The 18,297-nt window shown below is 52.7% G+C and carries 28 protein-coding genes; all 28 read right to left on the bottom strand.

Annotated features, from left to right (window positions below):
* The 28 genes from FKW31_RS07715 to FKW31_RS07585 all read right to left on the bottom strand — a co-directional run bounded on the left by FKW31_RS07715 (position 1) and on the right by FKW31_RS07585 (position 18,180).
* Positions 1–447 carry a hypothetical protein gene (locus FKW31_RS07715; RefSeq protein ID WP_035353507.1) on the bottom strand — a complete coding sequence of 149 codons (447 nt, stop codon included), beginning with the start codon at positions 445–447 and terminating at the stop codon, positions 1–3.
* Positions 434–1,426 carry a phage protease gene (locus FKW31_RS07710; RefSeq protein WP_006115540.1) on the bottom strand — a complete coding sequence of 331 codons (993 nt, stop codon included), beginning with the start codon at positions 1,424–1,426 and terminating at the stop codon, positions 434–436. The genes FKW31_RS07715 and FKW31_RS07710 overlap by 14 nt, the downstream gene beginning before the upstream one ends.
* A gap of 219 nt (positions 1,427–1,645) precedes the next feature.
* A complete protein-coding gene (locus FKW31_RS07705) occupies positions 1,646–2,164 on the bottom strand; it encodes a phage virion morphogenesis protein (protein WP_006115541.1) in 519 nt (172 codons plus the stop codon).
* Between the two features lie 129 nt (positions 2,165–2,293).
* On the bottom strand, positions 2,294–3,499 hold the full coding sequence (locus FKW31_RS07700; RefSeq protein WP_157772567.1) for a phage minor head protein: 1,206 nt from the start codon (positions 3,497–3,499) through the stop codon (positions 2,294–2,296).
* Positions 3,492–5,207: a DUF935 domain-containing protein gene (locus FKW31_RS07695; RefSeq protein WP_100070281.1), complete on the bottom strand. Its 1,716-nt coding sequence runs from the start codon at positions 5,205–5,207 to the stop codon at positions 3,492–3,494. The genes FKW31_RS07700 and FKW31_RS07695 overlap by 8 nt, the downstream gene beginning before the upstream one ends.
* 1 nt (position 5,208) lies before the next feature.
* Positions 5,209–5,454 (bottom strand): hypothetical protein, encoded by a 246-nt coding sequence (locus tag FKW31_RS07690; protein WP_035353501.1) that lies wholly within the window; start codon positions 5,452–5,454, stop codon positions 5,209–5,211.
* The gene (locus FKW31_RS07685) at positions 5,454–5,696 is read right to left on the bottom strand and encodes a hypothetical protein (protein ID WP_035353499.1); all 243 of its coding nucleotides are present in this window, start codon (positions 5,694–5,696) and stop codon (positions 5,454–5,456) included. The genes FKW31_RS07690 and FKW31_RS07685 overlap by 1 nt, the downstream gene beginning before the upstream one ends.
* Entirely contained in the window at positions 5,693–7,267 is a 1,575-nt protein-coding gene (locus tag FKW31_RS07680) for a hypothetical protein (RefSeq protein WP_035353497.1), read from the bottom strand. Before FKW31_RS07680 ends, FKW31_RS07685 begins: the two co-directional genes overlap by 4 nt.
* Complete coding sequence (locus tag FKW31_RS07675) at positions 7,251–7,844, bottom strand: DUF3486 family protein (RefSeq protein ID WP_006115547.1); 594 nt, start codon at positions 7,842–7,844, stop codon at positions 7,251–7,253. The genes FKW31_RS07680 and FKW31_RS07675 overlap by 17 nt, the downstream gene beginning before the upstream one ends.
* 2 nt (positions 7,845–7,846) lie before the next feature.
* Positions 7,847–8,152 (bottom strand): hypothetical protein, encoded by a 306-nt coding sequence (locus FKW31_RS07670; RefSeq protein WP_139018854.1) that lies wholly within the window; start codon positions 8,150–8,152, stop codon positions 7,847–7,849.
* 145 nt (positions 8,153–8,297) lie between these two features.
* Positions 8,298–8,600, bottom strand: a complete 303-nt coding sequence (locus FKW31_RS07665) for a hypothetical protein (protein WP_035353493.1) — start codon at positions 8,598–8,600, stop codon at positions 8,298–8,300.
* A gap of 2 nt (positions 8,601–8,602) precedes the next feature.
* Positions 8,603–9,037, bottom strand: a complete 435-nt coding sequence (locus tag FKW31_RS07660) for a hypothetical protein (RefSeq protein ID WP_035353490.1) — start codon at positions 9,035–9,037, stop codon at positions 8,603–8,605.
* Positions 9,038–9,109: 72 nt separating this feature from the next.
* Complete coding sequence (locus FKW31_RS07655; protein WP_035353488.1) at positions 9,110–9,829, bottom strand: glycosyl hydrolase 108 family protein; 720 nt, start codon at positions 9,827–9,829, stop codon at positions 9,110–9,112.
* A gap of 60 nt (positions 9,830–9,889) precedes the next feature.
* Entirely contained in the window at positions 9,890–10,267 is a 378-nt protein-coding gene (locus tag FKW31_RS07650; RefSeq protein WP_050793088.1) for a hypothetical protein, read from the bottom strand.
* Positions 10,268–10,282: 15 nt separating this feature from the next.
* Positions 10,283–10,447: a hypothetical protein gene (locus FKW31_RS16025; protein ID WP_156100439.1), complete on the bottom strand. Its 165-nt coding sequence runs from the start codon at positions 10,445–10,447 to the stop codon at positions 10,283–10,285.
* Positions 10,444–10,752, bottom strand: a complete 309-nt coding sequence (locus tag FKW31_RS07645) for a hypothetical protein (RefSeq protein WP_035353485.1) — start codon at positions 10,750–10,752, stop codon at positions 10,444–10,446. The genes FKW31_RS16025 and FKW31_RS07645 overlap by 4 nt, the downstream gene beginning before the upstream one ends.
* The gene (locus tag FKW31_RS07640) at positions 10,749–11,447 is read right to left on the bottom strand and encodes a DUF2786 domain-containing protein (protein WP_006115410.1); all 699 of its coding nucleotides are present in this window, start codon (positions 11,445–11,447) and stop codon (positions 10,749–10,751) included. Before FKW31_RS07640 ends, FKW31_RS07645 begins: the two co-directional genes overlap by 4 nt.
* Positions 11,440–11,859, bottom strand: a complete 420-nt coding sequence (locus tag FKW31_RS07635; protein ID WP_006115411.1) for a regulatory protein GemA — start codon at positions 11,857–11,859, stop codon at positions 11,440–11,442. Before FKW31_RS07635 ends, FKW31_RS07640 begins: the two co-directional genes overlap by 8 nt.
* 11 nt (positions 11,860–11,870) lie before the next feature.
* Positions 11,871–12,494, bottom strand: a complete 624-nt coding sequence (locus FKW31_RS07630) for a DUF3164 family protein (protein WP_096884251.1) — start codon at positions 12,492–12,494, stop codon at positions 11,871–11,873.
* 11 nt (positions 12,495–12,505) lie between these two features.
* Positions 12,506–12,838 carry a hypothetical protein gene (locus FKW31_RS07625; protein WP_035353482.1) on the bottom strand — a complete coding sequence of 111 codons (333 nt, stop codon included), beginning with the start codon at positions 12,836–12,838 and terminating at the stop codon, positions 12,506–12,508.
* Positions 12,826–13,068: a hypothetical protein gene (locus tag FKW31_RS07620; RefSeq protein ID WP_035353479.1), complete on the bottom strand. Its 243-nt coding sequence runs from the start codon at positions 13,066–13,068 to the stop codon at positions 12,826–12,828. The genes FKW31_RS07625 and FKW31_RS07620 overlap by 13 nt, the downstream gene beginning before the upstream one ends.
* Positions 13,068–13,349 (bottom strand): hypothetical protein, encoded by a 282-nt coding sequence (locus tag FKW31_RS07615; protein ID WP_035353476.1) that lies wholly within the window; start codon positions 13,347–13,349, stop codon positions 13,068–13,070. The genes FKW31_RS07620 and FKW31_RS07615 overlap by 1 nt, the downstream gene beginning before the upstream one ends.
* 4 nt (positions 13,350–13,353) lie before the next feature.
* Positions 13,354–14,313: an AAA family ATPase gene (locus FKW31_RS07610; RefSeq protein ID WP_035353473.1), complete on the bottom strand. Its 960-nt coding sequence runs from the start codon at positions 14,311–14,313 to the stop codon at positions 13,354–13,356.
* A 43-nt stretch (positions 14,314–14,356) separates the two neighbouring features.
* The gene (locus FKW31_RS07605; RefSeq protein WP_006115414.1) at positions 14,357–16,342 is read right to left on the bottom strand and encodes a transposase domain-containing protein; all 1,986 of its coding nucleotides are present in this window, start codon (positions 16,340–16,342) and stop codon (positions 14,357–14,359) included.
* Positions 16,342–16,794 (bottom strand): hypothetical protein, encoded by a 453-nt coding sequence (locus tag FKW31_RS07600; RefSeq protein ID WP_006115415.1) that lies wholly within the window; start codon positions 16,792–16,794, stop codon positions 16,342–16,344. The genes FKW31_RS07605 and FKW31_RS07600 overlap by 1 nt, the downstream gene beginning before the upstream one ends.
* Entirely contained in the window at positions 16,791–17,063 is a 273-nt protein-coding gene (locus FKW31_RS07595) for a helix-turn-helix domain-containing protein (protein ID WP_006115416.1), read from the bottom strand. Before FKW31_RS07595 ends, FKW31_RS07600 begins: the two co-directional genes overlap by 4 nt.
* Complete coding sequence (locus FKW31_RS07590) at positions 17,060–17,878, bottom strand: ParB/RepB/Spo0J family partition protein (protein ID WP_006115417.1); 819 nt, start codon at positions 17,876–17,878, stop codon at positions 17,060–17,062. Before FKW31_RS07590 ends, FKW31_RS07595 begins: the two co-directional genes overlap by 4 nt.
* Complete coding sequence (locus tag FKW31_RS07585) at positions 17,875–18,180, bottom strand: helix-turn-helix domain-containing protein (protein WP_050793089.1); 306 nt, start codon at positions 18,178–18,180, stop codon at positions 17,875–17,877. Before FKW31_RS07585 ends, FKW31_RS07590 begins: the two co-directional genes overlap by 4 nt.
* Between the last annotated feature and the right edge of the window lie 117 nt (positions 18,181–18,297).

Below are 18,297 nucleotides of genomic sequence, written 5' to 3'. Positions count from 1 at the left end.
TCAGTCCACCAGCACAAACGGCGTGCCGTTTTCATCAAACCCAACCAGAGTGCCGACCTGCAGACGGGCAGCGCCACTGGTGGGTGTTTCGGTCAAGGAGACAGTTTCATCATCCACTGCGTAAACGGGCTTTTTCACATCAGCCCACGTGGGTTCCGTATCAAACGGCAATGCCCAGGCACCTTTTTTCAACCAAACATGGCCAGCGCCCACAGCAGGGCCAAACGTGTTGGGAGTGCCTGTATTGTCCTGCCCATGCCGAGCAATGCCGCCAATCGCCACAATAGCCTTGGGCGTGCCAGTAGCTCCGGCCTGCACAATGGACCCATCTGCGCACACGCCACAAATGGATCCACGATACACTTTGAAACCCGCAGCAACAGGCAATCCGAATTCAGGATTGGCTGCAGACTTCTTTTCCTGAAGGACGCGATCAGAGGTTAGCAAAGCTTTTCACCTCCGCATCACTGAAGACGAGGCCAGGCGCGATAGGTTTGCCCTTCGCATCTTTATTCGGCTTATCTGCACCGCTGGAATGGCGGCTCAACTGGTCGTCAGGAACATCAGGCAAGTTCGCAATGATGCTTTTCGCCAGATCAACCTTGCCTTCAGCATGCAACGTGATCAGGTCGGCCTTCAGCGTGTCATTGATGACCTTTCGGGTCATTTCATTCTCGACAAAGCGGGTGGCTTCCGTGGTGGCGACCTTGCCTTCCAATGCCTGCACCTTGCTTTGCAGTTCTGCGTTTTGCTGCGCATGGGTGCTGAGCTGTTCGGTTTTGGCACGAAGAGCTGCCAGAATGGCTTCGTTGGATGCACCATCCTGCAACCCGGCCAGTTTCAGAACGCTCGTGTGGAGTGAAAGCGCAGAACTTGCGCCCGTCAGCTGCGTGCTGACCTCCGTATCAGACGCCGTCTCGGGCAGGCCGAGCAGACGCCGGAGTTCCTTCGGGTCCATGCCCGTCTCCTGCTGTTGGTGATGAAGTTGGGTCACGCCAAGATTGGGCGTGTTTGTGAGGGCAGCGCGTGCGATGTAGGTCACGTTGCCACTCTTGTCGGAGGCAAAAACCGGAGACACACCCCGGTATGCCTTATCCGACATCAATTCAGTTCCGCGCTGGTTCCATTCCACGCGCCCCCAGATGCCATTGGCACGGGACTGCAGTTCTACAATCCACCCCAACGCCGGTGAGGAACCACCGTTGGGAGCAGCCAGATCTGTGCTGTGGTTTTCGTCAATCACCAGTTTACCACCCATCTCCTGCATGGAGCGGGTGATGACTTCCTGCGGATTGTTCAGATGGAATGGGCCACGTCCGTCACGTCCCTTGAACGTGCCAGATGGCACCAGATGCAACCATTCCGGCGGTGCACCTGCAGCGCCTTCGGGTAGCGACATGTGATAATGGACAAATTGCAGCGTCATGCTGCTGTTGTGGACTACTCAAGCCACCAATAGGATTGTGCGTGTTTTCGGCAGGATGACCATTTTCCCGGCTTCAGGAATATGGCTCTCAAATTTAGCCGCACAGAGGCGTGCGGGGTTCTACCCCCTAATCTCGGACGCAAGAAGCCTTAAAACGTCTCTAGAACCCTTTTAGGCCCTTTTAGAAACCTTTTAGAGCCTTACCATCACCCCACGATGTCATCCGCGCATGGCACGAGCCAAATATTCTTCCAGCAGATACATCACGTCTTCGCGGTCTTCCTGTGTGAAACCAAGGTAGGGACGTGCCGGAATTTCTACGCTGTCCACATGGAAGAGGATCCCGCCCATTTCAAAAGAAAGCCACCGTTTATTCTTCGGTTGAATGATTCCGCCCAATTGATGAATGCGAGAATACGGAAGAGTAGATCCCCATACCAAACTATTGCCGTGCCGTTGCACCGTCAGACTGGCATATAACCCTGTGCGTGACCAATCATCGCCACGCAAAATGCCAGGACCTTCTTTTGTCTTGGCATATAACGTGTTCAACGGTGCGTAGCTGTCCCATCGCACACCATTCGGATCTACTCCACGTTCCATGCGTCGTCGGGTATTGTTCAGAATGGCCAGCCCTGCTGCTTTCAAGGTCTCGCCCGGATCACGGCCAATGGCAGCAATCCTGTCTAGAGCAGAGCGGATGGGCTGAGTTGATCCAGAAACAATAACTGAAGGCATGGCAATGCGCCTCTTATGCTGCTATAAAAGTAGCGAATGACATGCTGTGATCTGGCGATATTCTCCCGACCAGGGCACGCTTTAATGGCGGAGCAAATTGTGGGGTTACCGGGAGGCCCCACCAGCATGTCATTCCGCATTTCTTTCTACATTCGGAATTTCCAGACTGCCTAACAGGCATTCCCGTGTGCGCATGTATCGTTTTACCTCAGCGCCATTGATTGCGTGAAACGACAGCAGATAGTTTTCCTTGCCGTTTGCGGTGCTCTTGATCAGCATCCGATAAATCTGTTTCCCATATGTGGAGAACAGCATCACATGGCGCTCACTCCCCGCAGACAGAACCATCTGCGTATCGGCCACCAACTGTGGGATCAGCTGATACTCTGACTTCTCAACCTCAGCATGATGGGTCTGGTTTTTCTTAAGGTTATCTTCAGACAACCGCAGGCTGTCACTCTCACTGCGAATAATCTTCTGGATATCTGGCGACAATGTCCCAGCCTCAACCACACCCACCGGATGTTCCAGCAGATCCTCAATCTGCTCTGCCTGAAGCGTTTGTCGCTCAACTGGTGGCAGATCAACGACTGGTTTGCCAGACACCTCTGTGACAGGCGTCAGTGCTGTTTCTGCCCGCTCTTTTTCAGCCTGCATCCACGTTGCACCGGGGTTGCTGTTAAATCCCGGATCAATCCCCACAGGCACTTGCTCTATTTTTCCTGTTGCCGGGTTTTTCCATGGGCGCGTTTCTATCGGTGGCGCTTCAGAAACACTCCATCCAAATTTCTTCAGATCGCGGCGCGAAACAGGCTCAACAGTGCAATGGCAGCGCCATCCATTGGGCGGAAAGTGCGTTGCAAACCACGGATCGTTTGCAGGCAGGATCATGCCATCCCATGCCAGATGCTGGGCACGTGGGTGCTCACAGGCATGGTGGCGGTAGCGCCAGTAGGGAAACATCTCCAGCGCTTCAGGCGTGGTCAGCTGCCTGTATTGGCCCGCTGCATACGCGGTGCTGATATTGGTCTGGTAAATAATCATGGCGCGCCATCCAGGCGTTCCATTGTATTCCCATCCATAACGCTTGGTGAGGTCTGGAAAGCCCTTCACAAGCTCTTTTAACGTTGTTTTACCACGTAGCGCTTCGTCAATACCGCGCCGGAAATCGTTCAGCAGCGCATCAGACGCGGCACCTGCAACGGTAAAGCTGCGCGCATGCGCTTCCGCTTCCAGCTCTCCGAATGTGGCAGATTGCACATTGGCTTTTTGCCGTAGGAAAGAAATCGCCTCCTTAGGTGCCAACCCAGCTGCCGATACAATGCTGTCAGGCACGCTGCATGCTCTCCAGCATAGCCGCCTCACCAGCCAGTTCAGCCATCAGCAATCCCATGCTCATGGCATGCTGGAACGCATCGTCAGACAAACCCAGCGTATCCAGCCTGTCACGTAAGTTCTCCAAGCTGGTAGCCTGTTCGAATTCCGCTCTCACAGCATCCTGCATGGATGCCAGGCCGCGTTCTGCTTCGTGGGACAGGCTCTGCGTCAGAACGTCCACCAACGCAGGTTTCTGAACCGCATGCCGCCGTAACAGTTTCCCCAGTGCGGCATTGAGTTTCAATTCCGTCTGTTCAGGATCATCCGCACCTGGAGCACGGGCGCTTTCGTTCGTGGGCGGCGGAACGTGAGCTGGATTATCCTTTGGTGGCTTGTTTTCAGGAGGCAACACGCGGGATGGCAACGGCTGCTGCGGTTGGGCCGTCACACCAATCACAACGTCTCCGTCTTCCGGCGGTGTTAAACCGCTTCGCGCATAGATATCGTCTGCACGCACCTTCAATCCTTGCGGACCTAGGTTTTGCACCAGCGCCGTAATCTCAGCCAACGGCACTTCATCAGGGCGTCCGATCACCACTTCAGGATAATTTCCATCCGGCGGAGATCCGAACTTCATGTCGATCATTGGTTTGATGATTTGATTATTGGCTGTGTGGCTGATCAGCAGGGCATCTGCACGCTCAATATCGTCCTGCACCAGTTTATGCACAGATGCAGCTGCGTGCGTGCCCTGGCGCGCATCAGTGGTGCCGGTCTGGCCTAAAACGGCTTTACTGGTCTGCTCATCTAGCCATTTGCATCGGCGTTCGTGCACATCGTTGGAACCTGCACCATTTTTCGGTTCCACAAAATCCAGTTCCATCCCCTTGGGGATCATACATCCTAGAACATTAGCGATACTGGCAACGGCCTGCCATAGTTTATTGCGATCATCATCCGTGCTGTCTGGCCCATATTTACCAACACGCATCGGTAGTCCAAAATTTTCGACAAAGACGCCCCAATCACGGGTGCTGAACAGTTTGAACAGACTGTTGAACGCAATAGCGCGTGTTAATCCAGAATGCAGCGTCAGGCCTGACCACGATGGGTGTTTGTGCACCACACAGCTGTAGGGCGGCAAAGTGGCAAACCCAATCTCTTCTACAGCACCATCAATGTCCGGCGTGAATGAACTGCCAGCATCCGTACGCATCTTAACAGTTTCGCCGTCTTGATAAGACACGTCAAACCAGCGTTGTGGGCGATACGTCAATTTGCGTGGCCAGTATCCGGCAGCATTCGCATTCCAGGAGACGGAGAGAACTGAAAACCCCTTTGCCAGTGCATCCATCATGTCAAACAATGCCGCACGCAAAATGCCCTTTTTCACCCAGTCGCGCACATAATCAGCATGTTTCTGGTGGATAGGATCAGAGCTGGCGGCTTCAACGGAAATCGGCAACTGACTGATAGTGCGTTTGCGCGTGCTCAGCACACCCAGATAATGCAAATCCTTCTGCTCAATCAGGGAACAGAATTCCTGCCATTGCTGGCTGTCACCATCTGATGCCGCACGCAACATATCTCCCACCATGGCAGGATTAACCCATTCCATGGATAACGTGCTGATTGCAGAGCGCGATCCCAGCACTGTAGGGCCAGCAACGTCCTGCCGCAATGTAGATAGCTGAATGGGTTTTCCGTACTGATCAAGCAGCGCCATGCTAGTTCCCTTTCTGGCAGGCACGCACCTGATCACGCAGGCCACCGTAATCACGCATGGCGCGATGCGTCATAGGTGTATCTGTGTGGGCAACCAGTTCCTGAGCCAGCGTTTGTTCATCCGTGCGTGAATACGGAACAAGCGTTGGGCATACGGGCTTTGGTATGTAAGCAGAGCACGCAGCCAGAAATGATATGCCCGCATACGCCCCCAATAAAATCATCAGGCCCTGCACATTGCGTGACATCAGAAGTTTCCTTTGTTCAGGCGATCCACAACATCGGCATCATCGGCAGGAGCGGTTGCCTGCGCCTGCGCCATGTTCTGCTCAACTGCTAGGGTCGTCGTATCGTTTTTGCTTTGAGCTGCGGCATCTTCTGCCGTCTGTTTCTTCTGGGCTGCCTGCCACAATGCCCAAGCAGCCCAACCGGCAGCCGCCAAAATCAGCACCACCAAAATGGTCAGACATATCCACGCAATATTGCTCATAATCTCACAGATCCTCTCAATCCGGTGCTGTTGCGAAATCCAGCACGGTCACGGGCGATCTCGTCTTCAATCGGCCAATCATGACTGGATGCGTTGCCAAATGCGGATGGCAGCGCACGTGGCACCGGCGTAAACCCATATTCTTCCGGCTCTGCACGGCTGGCGGCGTAGGCCATTGCCAAAGCCACCGCAGCATCGCCATGTCGGTTTCCAGTTTTGTCTGTGGTACGTGCATCGGGAATACGGGCCACACCGCGCACCATTTTGAGGGCACGAATATCATCCTGAATATCGCGGTCTCGCGGGAGGCTCAGCATTCCGTCTTCAAACGCAGCCTTCATAGGTGGCATGTTTTCTCGATACCAGCTTTCAGACAGCATCACGGCCTCAACACGACTGCCGTAACGCTGCACAGTCACTTCTGCCAGATACTGGCCATTGCCCCGCGCATCCATCTTCCCAGCCCGGAAGCGGGGTAATCCATCCAGAACAAAGAACAACACGCGCTTCTGTTCTTCAAACGGGATGTTTCGCAGTTCCAGCACAAAGGCCGTGCGGCGCTTCAGGTCTTTCCCGATAGCCATCACCCAGATTACGGTCAGATCTCCGCTGCGCCCGAAATCCTCACCAAACACGTAAGGGTCATTAGGGTTCAGACTATCCAGAACCGGCATGATCTCGTCACGACAGAACGCCAGCGTCTCCGTCTTGCGAATGTCTTCGGGCAAGAGGGCAAATTCTGATTTTCGATCCCAGCGAATAACTGGCACATCTACGGAACTGCGCGCTTCAATTAACGGCAATGGAATATATGTTCCCGTGCTGGGAGACGGAATGCAGAACAATTCTTCATCTGCTGCATCCCCGTAGAATTTGATAATTTTACTGCGCCACGCATCTTCTTTAACCTGCGTCCATTCGTCGCCCTTTTTCTCGCAGATCTTGCGGAACAACCCATCCCTTAAAGCATCATCAAAGGTTGTTCTAAGCAGCTTGTAAGGTTTCCGTCCGGACAGGATGTCCTGCACCAGGAGATTGAACGGGTTCGTGTCGCCATTATGGGTGCTGATAACAAGCACCTTGCCGCCCCACATCAGCAACGCCAGAGCAGCTTTCAGAAGTTCTTCCAGATCATCATGGAAGGCGGCTTCATCAATAATCACCAATCCCTGCATACCGCGCAACGCACGCGGCACAGAGGGAAGAGCCAGAACCTTGTTCCCAGATGCAAAATCCATACGAAAGACTTTGACATCTTTCTCAGGTCGATCAGGATCATGAAAAAAGCTTTCCCGAACCTCACCGACTACCGCCTGCATGATTTCCGCGTGTTCCGCGCAGTAATCAATAAATTCACGGGCCATTTCCAGATTATAGCCCATGTAAAAGACATCCATGCCACTGTCCGCCTGCGCAAGACCAGCTACAAGATCGCCAATAAAAGATGCACACCAGGACAAACCTGTGCGTCGTGACTTTTCCACGACTGTCACAGGATTTTCCCATACGGATGCCATGCAGTCAGATTGGTACTTCAGAAAGATACCAGAAAGATCAGGACTTCTTGTCATTGCTATTTACTCCGAACGCGCCCTGCATAAGCGCACGCGCTGTTTCTGCGCTGATACCGCGCTTCTTAGCTTCCGAAACAACGTGTTTTTCAGCCTGCGCTTTCAGGCGTCTTTCCACACGTTCTTCAATAGCCTTCTGGTTTTCAATGTCAGACTTTGCGCTCTTGGTGAGGTGATCCAACGCCTTTGCAAGCATCATGATGCCCTCGGGGTTGCCGTTCAGGGCAGCAATCCCACGTCCATCCGGTTTGCCGCCTTCTGCATTCTGTGCAGCCAGAAACAGATCCAGCACAGCACTATGCAAAAGCTCAATATTCAACTGGGCAGAACGGGATGCAGGCTCACCACCTAACTGGCGCACCAAGGCTTCCGCAATATTGCGGCTGTGCCGAAGCTTTGCCCCAATCTTTTCCATAGACTGCACATGCCGCCCCAGTGCAGAGCGGCTGATATGCGTCACGTCTAGTTCGCGCAGCGCGGCCAATATTTCATCAAGAGTATGGCCGTTACCACGCAAGCGCCCGATCTCATCCCTGATCTCAGGCTCTAACTGATCAATAGATGATGGGCGCGCCACGCTTAACCTACCGTGCGCCGTGCTACGCCATTCACCAGAAGCTTGCCCTGTGCGGCCAACAGGCCATCATCTGTCAGACGCACGCGCCACATCTCGCCACCCGCGCGCGGCAGCTTCTCAATGACAACACAGTGACGGTGCTGCAGAAATGACAGATCATCACGCATTGTATCACGGTCAGTATCCCGACCTGTTTCGCACACAGCCCGCAGGATCACATCTTCGCTTAGCAGACCATCCTGCATCTGGGAGAGTGCATCCAGCACCTTACGGCGACGATCAGCCGCGATTTCCATTGTAACGCTCATGCCCGAACTCCCCGCAGCATCCGACCACCACGCACAAGAGTGCGTAAAAATGCCTGTTCCTGTTCATATGCGGCATGACCGCGAGACACTTTTTTGAACGGCCCTGATTTTTTCGAGCGAAATACGCTGCGTTTCTTACGGTTTTTCATGATTTATCACCCATGTGCCCACGAATGATCGTGTGCAGCAGATCCTTGTTATTCTTGCCGTCCTGCTGAACGCCTTTCAGCAATTCGCTGATGGCAGACAACTGCACAGACTGTGCGCTGATTTCCGTTGGGATGCTTTCCAGAACAGCAACCCGATCACTCAGTTCCTGATGCGATTTTTCTAGCGCTTCATGCTGTTCAACCAACGCCCGCTGACGGCCCTGGGAAAACAGGGTAACCGCTCCGCCAATTCCGCCTAGAACTGACAATGCACCGCCAACAATTTCCCAGGGCCACACGGTCAGGCTGCCGGAGTGGCGGCTACTGCCGTTCCAGACGTTGCCGTCTGATTATCCGTCGCGCCTGCGGAAGCAGAGGCAACGGGCGTAGTCGTTGCATCCGCAGTAGATGCGGGCACAAAAATACCAGACAGATCAGCAATGGCCGCCTTAACATGCGTTACCACCAGTTCTTCAGACGGCAGCTTAATGCCCAGACCGCTCAGAATGGTCGTGGTGCCAGTCAGCGCTTCCTGAACCAGCGGGTTCGCTGTTTCAAACTTCGCAAAAGCAGACTGCAGGTCATCAATGCCGTTGTCGGCCTTCGTGACTGCTGCTTTCACTGCCGTCTGCGCCGCCGTCTCATAAACGGACAGCTTTCCACCCAGAGCGGTGGAACCAATGCTACCCAGAACGCCAAACAGACCGGGCAGGAATGTGGAGAGATTAAAGCTCATAGAGCCCCCATAAGTGCGCTGCGTCTGCGCAGAGAAAAACAGACCGAGCGCGCCCGCGCGGCCCGATCAAGATCAAACGGACAAGCTTGTCCGTTTGATTTCGGGCGCGATGTTCAGCAGGCGATGCGCAGCAAACAGGCGCGCGTCCAGCCGCTTAATCCAAGCCGCGCCGAATTGAGAAAATGATTTCAGGCTGCGGTAATAGGCTTCCTGCACAGATGCGAGTGCGTAAAGCAGCATAGCCATTTCTGCATTTTGTGAGACCACTGCCGAGAGCGTCTTTGGTCCCGGCATGCCGTCAGGAGCAACACCCAGATACGATTGCAGCTGCTGCGTATATTTGACTGACAAGGACGCACACATTTCCTGCGCCGTAACTGCAGACAAACAGGAGAGCGTTTGCGGACCGATTTCACCGTCTGGAACGGGCACACCAACAATGCGCTGCAACTCCTGTGCCGCAGCAGGTGTTCCTGCATTAAATCCGTGGTCAAACAACATCAGATCTACGCCCGCAGGCAGATCATCGCAGCGCAGCACGTCCCAAAATCGTTCTGTGGCAACCTCACGATACTGATCAACAGTAATCTGCTGCATCATGCTGCGGGTCACAGCACTGCGAGAACCCAGAACACAAGCCATCAATGCAGCTGAAATGCCGTATTTTGTGCCCGCAAGCACACCAACACCAACACGACCACCAGACCAGTTTCCCGTATCAGCACGATTGCACTGATAAGCGCCTTCTTGATCCAGCGTGAAATTCAGAGATTGTGAAAGATTGGTTTGCATGCAGGCACATTATGTTTTCCATGTGCTGCATAGAATTGTGCGTGTTTTCGTCAGTTCGGGTTAGATGCCGAACATATCCATCTGATTTGGGTTTATTCCGCGTCCGACTTTGCGGTCAAGTGATGGATCTGATTGCAAAAGGTTACTGACCTGCCGCCATGAGATACCCAGGCGGCTGGCAATTTCATTATTACTCAATCCGCGCCGTGCCAGAACATGCGCACGCCACGTTTTTACCAACGGCACCTGATAGGAAGAACCGCCATGCTGATTTACCAATTCTGCGGCTAATTCTGCGCCGTACAGGTCAGAGATGAGTGACCCAGGGGCGTTGCTCGGAACCATAATGCGTTGGCCGCCTGCGCTTTCTATAAACAGCAATGCAGCATCCTCGCCCACGGCATCAACAAGCCACGAAATAGACGCAGGAGGCTGCATTGTTATTCCTCTCATTTATTGTGTTTGAAAGGCCTTTTTAGAGGCATTCAAAATGCGTTCAACAGCATAATCGCACATCTGATCCTGTATCCTAACGCTTTCGTCCGCTGTTGTCGCGTGTTTTCCAGAAATGACAGCCTGGCGGATAACAGAACGTATCGTATCTTCCAGTTCTTTCATTTCACGTTTTTTGACATATCCCTGATCTTCAAACGGATCAGTTCGGCAAGGGTATTTTTTATTCGACTGTTATATACCCCTTGAATATACGCCCATGCATGAGGACGTTCATAACCAACTTCTTGTCCTGCTATAAATGCATCTTTCAGTGCATCCTGAATGATCATATCAAAATATTTTTCTGCAGTTTTTGTAGATCGAAATCTATGGATATTCCGTGAAATCTTAATATCAATATCGCTACATTTTTTATGTTTGATGTGGGATAGTGGAATTGGCTTCCCGTCTGTTATTTCTTTACTCATGTTGCACCTATCTGTTTAGTATTGCCAATGCCAGTTGCTCGTGCTGATCCTGACACACCATGATCCAGACGCGCCTTATTTCCATCCATCCACCCCATTCCAAATGCGTTGTCTTTCCCTTTTACTGATTTAGCCTTTCTGGATTTGCATGTGGAAAGATCACCCATGTTGGTTTTTTTCCACATTTCAATAAGAGTTTGCTCTTTCTCTGGTATTTTCAGTGCTTCAACTTTGTCTCGCGCTGCAACTACCCATCCTTCCGCATATTGATCAGCACGTCCAATGCGGGTGGCACGTTTTAGACGTTTTGGCTGCTGCTGGAGGAATTCTTTCCGTTGTTTTCGTAGTTGCCGCGCAAGCACCCCATAAGCATATCCTGCAATCTCCGCTTTGGTTTTATGCCCAATAAAATGCAGACGCCCGGCACGTGGAGTATAGACAACATCTACACCCATAGCGTCAGACACCATGCGAATCAGGAACGCAACATACCGTGGTAATACAGTGGATGTGCTTAGCAGGGCATCCACATCTTCACTTTCAATGTCTAGCAATTCCAAATCATCTTCTGACAACCCAAGTTCCGCCATCAATGCCTGCGCTTTTTCAAGCGCCAATGCGGCTTCAGCAGGATTGGCTGATTTTGAAAGAGCTAGAAGCTTTCGTAGGCGGTCACGTAGTTTTTGATCAGACATCTTGTGCTTCCATACGCTTGCGCCAAGCTTTCAATCCTTCAATCACACTGCGTGCAGCAGGTTCGTCCAGAAACTCAGGAGCACTCACGCCTGTCTGGCGCTGCACATATGCGCGCAATGCGTCCTTCGTGCCGCCGCTCCGCAGCATGGGAGCCATATCGGCCCAAATAGCGTAAACTTTACGCACCCAAGGCTTATGGCTCGTTTTCTTTGCCCTAAAGCCCAAACGCTTCATTTCTTCCAGAACGTCGTGCAGCTGACCGATAGAAAGTTCAGTAGAAGACGTTTTCTTGGTGACCCGTTGAAGGAGGGCGCGGTAATCCGCGTCCTCCAGTCCCAGTTGTTTGCGCGCAACGTGCAACTTCCGCGTCATTGCTGTGCGTCCGGTATTTGTATTTTTCTGCGCACTCATAGCGCTGTTCCCTAAACGGAAATTTTCGAGAATTGCAGCACAATCTGCTGCCAGTCCTGGTCATGACGTTCCCGCCAGTAAAACCGCAGGTAACTTTTGCTGCTCGTCACCTCAATGCTGTTGGCAACAGCGTCCAGCACATCAGGCCAACGTGGGTGAGACAGTTTGATGCGTCGCACCTGCTGTAGCCGCTCAACATTAACGCGACCGGTTTTTTCATCAGGAACAAAAGCCGCTTCCAGAAGCAAGCGAATGTCTGGATTAACGTCCTCCATCAGATCATCCAGAACCTCGCCCATCAGAGCCTGGGCTGCCACGATATCTGATGTAACACGCCGAAAATCCGCAATGGAGAGATTCACACGGAAGCAATCGTCCATGCTAGATGCCTCAATCTGACCACGAGAATTTTTCCGTTTTTTGGCCCGATAATGCGTAAGCAGTTTTTCCTCATAATCTTCAATCTTGGCATACATGCGCGCTTTCGTTTCCCGCATTAAATCATGCAGAGCTTTCGCATCTCCAACCATTTCAACAGCAAAATCGTTTGCCAGAAGTGTGCTGGTCGCAACCTTTGCTCGTGGCCACGGGCCAGAGCAGGTCATAACGGTGCCTTCGCGATTAACTTCGATCATTTCTTTATCTTTCAATGCTTCGTGTCGGTCGGTGCGGCTGCTGCGTCAGTCTGGATCTGTTCCAAAGAAATCTGCGCACGCAGCAAAATGGCAATGATCAGAGCGTGCGTCGCCGCACGCTCTGCATCGTGATAGATTTGAACGAGATGCTTCTGGTTCTTTGACAGATTTTGATCACTCCCCAGGTCGTGCATGAACGCACCAAGGGAAATCCTGTCTGCCATACCTTTCAGTTTCGCCACAGATGTCGAAAAATCTATGCGTCCGGTTCCAGATAATACCTGTTTCAGATGCCTTTTTACGGCTTCTGTAACCGCATCAATATCAACGGTTACATCGTGCATGACTGCACCTCCTGAAACTCGGCATCAATAATTTCCGGCATCGTTTGCACGGGCATCCGCAACAAAGTGAAGGCCGCCTCCAGATCACTCGCCATACGGTCAAACCAATCTGCCGCTTCCTGCCGATCATGGCACGACAACACAGTAACGTCCTTGGGTTGTGCATACATCTGCGCGCCTACACGCAATTGCCGAACAACACTGCCGATCTGTTCGAGTGGTGTAGCCATTAGATTGCCTCCATCTGGGACAGAATTTCACTGGCCGTTGTTTCGGCCGGATAGGATTCAAAAAACTCGCGCACCACTTGCCGACGCTGATCACCGGCAATGTGTGTTTCGTGACGCAATACAGCGATCAAATGGCACGCGGTTGCCGTAGGATCGGCACTCCGCAAGAATGCGCGAATATCCCGTAGGAGAGCGCGGTAACGCTCATCCTGGGCAAAAATAGTTCCCGCAACAACTTCCGTTAGAACGTCATGGGGAACGGGCATTTCCAATGTTGGCATCGTATTATCCCTGCACCCGAATTTTAGGGAACTCGCCGGTCATGTGTTCACCCCATGCCAGTTCCAGATCACGTTTATTGATTTGATTTCGATCGTTTACACGCGCGATTTTGGTTGCGTTCCGCAACACTTTGGTCATGCTTCGCAATCCGCCTTCACGCCGTCCAATTTCCTTTGCGTACATCAGCACTTCCTCATTCTGGATGTTCCATGCCTTCAAAATCTCGCACATGTCCCGGCTACGCGGCTTATTGATCTTCCTGCGCAGTCCAATCCGTGAAAACAGCTGGGCATAATCAGATGTGCGACCCAGGCCATCGAATTTGGCGTTCAGCGGTGCGTTCCCGATAAACACAACACCAATCTTCGCCTGGTCATGGATAGACCGCAGCTCCTCAACCGCCTTCACGCTCAGGTGTTGCGCCTCGTCAATGATCAACAGCCCCTCGCTGCCCTTCAGGCGACGGATAATTGCACGAGCACGACGCACACCTTTGTCATTGCAGCCCAGAATTTCCGCCAGTTCCTGCAACACTGCCGAAGGGCTGCACATGCTAGGGTCTGCTGTTAGCATCCACACATTGTTCGTCTGCAGCTGATAGGCTTCTGCGGCCATTGTTTTGCCCGTTCCCGCGTTCCCAGAAATCACGGCCAGATCCACATCGTATTGGGAGCTTTCCATGATGTTCATCAATGTTCTGGCAGTTTCGGTGACAATAAAACCGGGAACAATTGGGCGTGCCTGGCGTGCACGCTCCTTGCTATCTTGCGCTTCCAGCCATGCCTGCACCTTATCCGCAACGCCTTCATTATCCCCAGCATATTTGCCAGATGAAAATGAACTCAGAACCGGTGTGCTCAGGCCAATTGCATGCGCAATCTTACTCCAGCTCAGTCCGTCACGTTCTTTGCGTTCCACAAATGCTGCACGAAGGCGTGCGTGGTCGTTCATAACCTCGGCCATGTTCAAAAATTCCCCGTTATTTTAAGCTGTATTTGCTCTGTTCTTAGTCTTCGTCAGTATCAACCAGCCGCAGAGAACGTTCTGCTGGCCGGGTGCGGGCGTTATACTTTGTCAGCCAATCTTCTTCATCATCATCGTCATGCGCCACAGCTGCATTCCCGTGGCTAATTGGCGCTTTCGGGCGTAGCGGCCGCACAACTTTGGTTTCAGGCAGATCCGGTTCTGGTGTTTCCACGTCTCCGTAAATACGCGCCAATTCCTGCCGATTAACACGCACTTCCGCTTTTTGAAGCTCCTTTGTAGCCCGTTTGAACGCCTTATACGCGCGCGCTTGGCTCTGCGCTGCCTGTTGGTCTGCAAATCCCGCCTTCTCAACACAGCTGGCAGCACCCAGATACGTGCCGTCAATTCGGTAAACATGCAGATCATCCTGCAATGCCTGCGGGTCAAACCGAACAATCACAGACGTGCCGCGATGTTGATGCAGGAATTCGGCCCAATACCGATTGTCAGCCAGAGAAATCACACCATCGCGGCGCGCAACGGTCACGCTTTCCGCTGCCATCAGGCACAGTCTGCGCTGCTCCTCCGTTGCAGTTACAATCTCGCCACGGTTCGCGGCCTGCGCGTAACTTTCCGCAAATACGTGGTCAAAACTGAATTTACCCTGGCATACGTCAGAGCGACGGCCGACGCGTGCATTATGTTCCCGAATACCCTCGGCAACCACTGCCAAAAACACGTCTAGATCCACAGCATTGCTGCCGTAGTTCTCTGGCTTGCTGGTAACCGTATTACCCGTATAAGCCCCGGCAAAACGCGGGTGTTTTGCCAGATCACCTGCCAGATCACGCCAGGCACGTTCAATCGGTTTGGAACGTCCGCTGTATGGCGTAGCCCAGTGCACCTCCACACCCAGCAGGGGCAGGATACCCATTGGCTCATCATCACGAACTTTGAACCGATAACGGTTCTGCACGCCGCCGGTCAGCCATTTGGATGCAAAGTTTCGCCCGTTATCCAGCCAGCATTTTTTCGGAATGCCGTATTTGGCAACCATGTCGCCAAATGCCAGACGCACGCATTCCTTGTTTTCAGAAACATCCACCCGCCAAGATAGAATTTTGCCACTGTAAATGTCCTGAAACCCAACTAAAACGGGCCTAACAATCTGCTCCTTGCCGTTCTCAATCCAACGCACGAACACATCAAACTTATGCCCATCCGCATTGACGGCTTCCAGAGCATGAAACACCGTATGGTCACGTTTCTGTGCCGGAAACATAGTTTTCAAAGCCTGTTCTCCCTTGCGGCATAATGTCACCAACTCAGGCGGCAACGCATCCATGCGGCGTTTGAGTGTTTTGGCTGACGGCAAATTCCAGCCGTTCTTGGCCGCATGATTTTCCAGACGCCGCATGCACGCACTGAATGTTGGCTGCTCCAGACGTAGGAAATCAGATTTCAGAATGTCCCACGCCTCAGTCGGGCAATCTATCCGTTCTGGCCGCTTCGCATAATGTGGTGCTAATGCAGCCAGCCAGTCACAATGGTTCACACCACGCACGGCACGATACCAGCGGTGAATGGTTGTAACCCCCACATCTTCATCACGACTGATCTGGATGATGCTGAGCTTCTTCTGCAATCCAGCAGCTACCAGCATTTCAATTGCCATCAAGATACGATGTGCCTTTTTCGCCCGATTTTTCAGGTTTTCCGGCAGGGCATCATAACGCCGCCACAGATCCTCGCGCTCGCGTTTCTCATCGCGTGCGTCAGGTTCTGCTTCTTTTGCATCCTGCGCCTTAATCGCCAGAGCTGCACGGGCAGGTAGCGGGAGCACATACGGTGTGAACTCATATCCACCACCACGACCGGCCCGCTTACGCCATGATTTGCCTTCGTTCTCTGGATCAAGCCAGCGCTCTTCTTCAATACGCACATTGATGCCCCGTTTAGTAGCAGGCATCCCTGGTAGCGCCAGTGCAGCCAGTTCAGCAGGCGAGAACCACTGAACACCATTCATCAGAACCGCCCTCCCATCTGCCGACGCAGGCCATTTTCCATCCGAGCAAGTTTCTTTTTCTGTTCAGCCACGGCTGCCAATTCAATCATCGGCAGATACCGGCTCTCAATCACAGACCAGCCACGCGGTGCAGCCATCAGTTCCAGCAGTCGCCGGTCCTGCGTGGCGCCAATCAACGCATCAAACCGTGGCACACTGATCTGGTGCCCATCGCGCTGCACGCTGGCATAGGCATTCAGCATGTTGATGCTGACAGGCCGTGTCAGGAGATCGCTCATACGCTCGCAAACCTCTGCACGACTCAGGCCGCAATCATCCAATGAAACTGAAATGGCGCGTGCCAGTTGATCAGAAAACGTGTTGCCGCGTATCAGGAACGGGTCAAACGCAGCCACAGGTTCGGGTGGCGTCCAATCCAACAGCGAAAGTTGGCGCTTATCTTTGCGGATCATGCTGCCAGCCTTTCATTGCTTAGCCGCAAATCAGCATCTGCCTGCACAATTTCCAGAAACACGCTTTGCGGGCAGTCCATGGCCCATAGCAGATCAAACAGCATGTTCATGCGGTGCGGATATCTGCCGCGTTCCATGGAACCAACTGAGTTTTTGGTAAGTCCGGTTTCTGCTGCCAGATCTTCAATCTTCCAGCCACAGCGCAGACGTTCACGACGGATGATTTTTCCCACATTAGCTGACAGGGCAGCCGCATTTACGTTTTTCATTCTGCGTCTCCCATGTGCATTTCAGGTTCAAGATAGGTATGGAATTTCATTCGTGTTGCGCTGTCAGCCTTTTCCCAAAGCGCAACCAACTTGTCGTAAAGGGTTGGTTTTTTCTTGCGGGGCTTGCCGCTGATCTGCCTGATAATCTCGGCAACATTTTTCACACCCGGCCACTGCACGACAAAATCCGCCACCTGACGCTGCATGTCAGGAGTTTCACGCCCCAGTGCGTCCAATTGTGCGCCGCTGCCTGCCAGCCATGTGTTGGCAATTTTTTCGCGCACATCAGGAACAATTTTGCTATAGAGAGCAACAGAGCGCCGGATGGATCTGGCATCTAAACCGAGTTTCTGGGCAGATGCCTCGGTAAAGGACGGTATCAGGTGGACAAGATTGTCCATCTGATCCGACCGTCTATCACCCCCACGCTTAGTTTCGGGGTGCAACGCCTCGTAAATTTCTTTCCGCTTCGCCAAAAATGTCGCCCTATCAAGCGGGCTCAATTCACGACGGCAGATATTCTCGTCAATTTCCAGCAGCTGCGCTTCAAGATCATCAGCTTTCACCACAACAGCAAACGCTGTTTCTATGCCTGCCAACTCCAGAGCACGCAGACGATGCGCACCGGCAATCAATTGGTAGCGCTTGCCAGATTTCCGCACCTCAATAGGTGTGCGCTGCCCTTGTTCCTGCATGCTGGCGGCAATAACAGCCGCTGCATCCACATCAATCGCACGCAGGCGTTCACCAACGTCAATTTGCGAAAGCGGAATAGACACTACTGATAGCAGTGGCTGAGGAACCTGCACGTTCATGCTGCCACCTCATTTTGACGGTGCGCAGCGCACGGCAGCACAGTAGGAGTTCTGTCAGCACGAAACGAAACAGGAGTGCCGTCTAAATGATAACGTTCCGGCCAGACGCTTTCCGGTGTCATTCCCAGCTCCGTGGCAATAAGCTTTTCCAGAGGTGCGGAATATCCTGGCTGGCTGATCGCGTTAGAAACTGTATTGGGACTACGCCGATGCAATTTTGCAAATGCACTAAGAGTCCCAAATTTCTTCCGCAAACGCGTTTTAATATCTTCGGGGTGCAACCCACTTGGCTTTCGTGCCATATAGAGTCTCCTAAACCTTAGCCCGGCGGCAACCGGGCTCTCTTTTTCGTCAATCCGCGTGAGAAATAACGGGGAGTGAACACCGTGAGAATACACGAATATAAACCACCCAAAACC

This window comes from Acetobacter sp. DmW_136 (assembly GCF_008690365.1).
In the GTDB taxonomy this organism is placed as follows: Bacteria; Pseudomonadota; Alphaproteobacteria; order Acetobacterales; family Acetobacteraceae; genus Acetobacter; species Acetobacter oryzifermentans.
This window is presented reverse-complemented; position numbering and strand designations above follow the sequence as displayed.

Coding starts and splice junctions, on each gene's coding strand:
- FKW31_RS07710 (WP_006115540.1), bottom strand. CDS start 1,426: ATGACGCTGCAATTTGTCCATTATCACATGTCGCTACCCGAAGGCGCT.
- FKW31_RS07705 (WP_006115541.1), bottom strand. CDS start 2,164: ATGCCTTCAGTTATTGTTTCTGGATCAACTCAGCCCATCCGCTCTGCT.
- FKW31_RS07695 (WP_100070281.1), bottom strand. CDS start 5,207: ATGGCGCTGCTTGATCAGTACGGAAAACCCATTCAGCTATCTACATTG.
- FKW31_RS07690 (WP_035353501.1), bottom strand. CDS start 5,454: ATGTCACGCAATGTGCAGGGCCTGATGATTTTATTGGGGGCGTATGCG.
- FKW31_RS07685 (WP_035353499.1), bottom strand. CDS start 5,696: ATGAGCAATATTGCGTGGATATGTCTGACCATTTTGGTGGTGCTGATT.
- FKW31_RS07680 (WP_035353497.1), bottom strand. CDS start 7,267: ATGACAAGAAGTCCTGATCTTTCTGGTATCTTTCTGAAGTACCAATCT.
- FKW31_RS07670 (WP_139018854.1), bottom strand. CDS start 8,152: ATGAGCGTTACAATGGAAATCGCGGCTGATCGTCGCCGTAAGGTGCTG.
- FKW31_RS07660 (WP_035353490.1), bottom strand. CDS start 9,037: ATGAGCTTTAATCTCTCCACATTCCTGCCCGGTCTGTTTGGCGTTCTG.
- FKW31_RS07655 (WP_035353488.1), bottom strand. CDS start 9,829: ATGCAAACCAATCTTTCACAATCTCTGAATTTCACGCTGGATCAAGAA.
- FKW31_RS07650 (WP_050793088.1), bottom strand. CDS start 10,267: ATGCAGCCTCCTGCGTCTATTTCGTGGCTTGTTGATGCCGTGGGCGAG.
- FKW31_RS16025 (WP_156100439.1), bottom strand. CDS start 10,447: ATGAAAGAACTGGAAGATACGATACGTTCTGTTATCCGCCAGGCTGTC.
- FKW31_RS07645 (WP_035353485.1), bottom strand. CDS start 10,752: ATGAGTAAAGAAATAACAGACGGGAAGCCAATTCCACTATCCCACATC.
- FKW31_RS07640 (WP_006115410.1), bottom strand. CDS start 11,447: ATGTCTGATCAAAAACTACGTGACCGCCTACGAAAGCTTCTAGCTCTT.
- FKW31_RS07635 (WP_006115411.1), bottom strand. CDS start 11,859: ATGAGTGCGCAGAAAAATACAAATACCGGACGCACAGCAATGACGCGG.
- FKW31_RS07630 (WP_096884251.1), bottom strand. CDS start 12,494: ATGATCGAAGTTAATCGCGAAGGCACCGTTATGACCTGCTCTGGCCCG.
- FKW31_RS07625 (WP_035353482.1), bottom strand. CDS start 12,838: ATGCACGATGTAACCGTTGATATTGATGCGGTTACAGAAGCCGTAAAA.
- FKW31_RS07620 (WP_035353479.1), bottom strand. CDS start 13,068: ATGGCTACACCACTCGAACAGATCGGCAGTGTTGTTCGGCAATTGCGT.
- FKW31_RS07615 (WP_035353476.1), bottom strand. CDS start 13,349: ATGCCAACATTGGAAATGCCCGTTCCCCATGACGTTCTAACGGAAGTT.
- FKW31_RS07610 (WP_035353473.1), bottom strand. CDS start 14,313: ATGGCCGAGGTTATGAACGACCACGCACGCCTTCGTGCAGCATTTGTG.
- FKW31_RS07605 (WP_006115414.1), bottom strand. CDS start 16,342: ATGAATGGTGTTCAGTGGTTCTCGCCTGCTGAACTGGCTGCACTGGCG.
- FKW31_RS07600 (WP_006115415.1), bottom strand. CDS start 16,794: ATGATCCGCAAAGATAAGCGCCAACTTTCGCTGTTGGATTGGACGCCA.
- FKW31_RS07595 (WP_006115416.1), bottom strand. CDS start 17,063: ATGAAAAACGTAAATGCGGCTGCCCTGTCAGCTAATGTGGGAAAAATC.
- FKW31_RS07590 (WP_006115417.1), bottom strand. CDS start 17,878: ATGAACGTGCAGGTTCCTCAGCCACTGCTATCAGTAGTGTCTATTCCG.
- FKW31_RS07585 (WP_050793089.1), bottom strand. CDS start 18,180: ATGGCACGAAAGCCAAGTGGGTTGCACCCCGAAGATATTAAAACGCGT.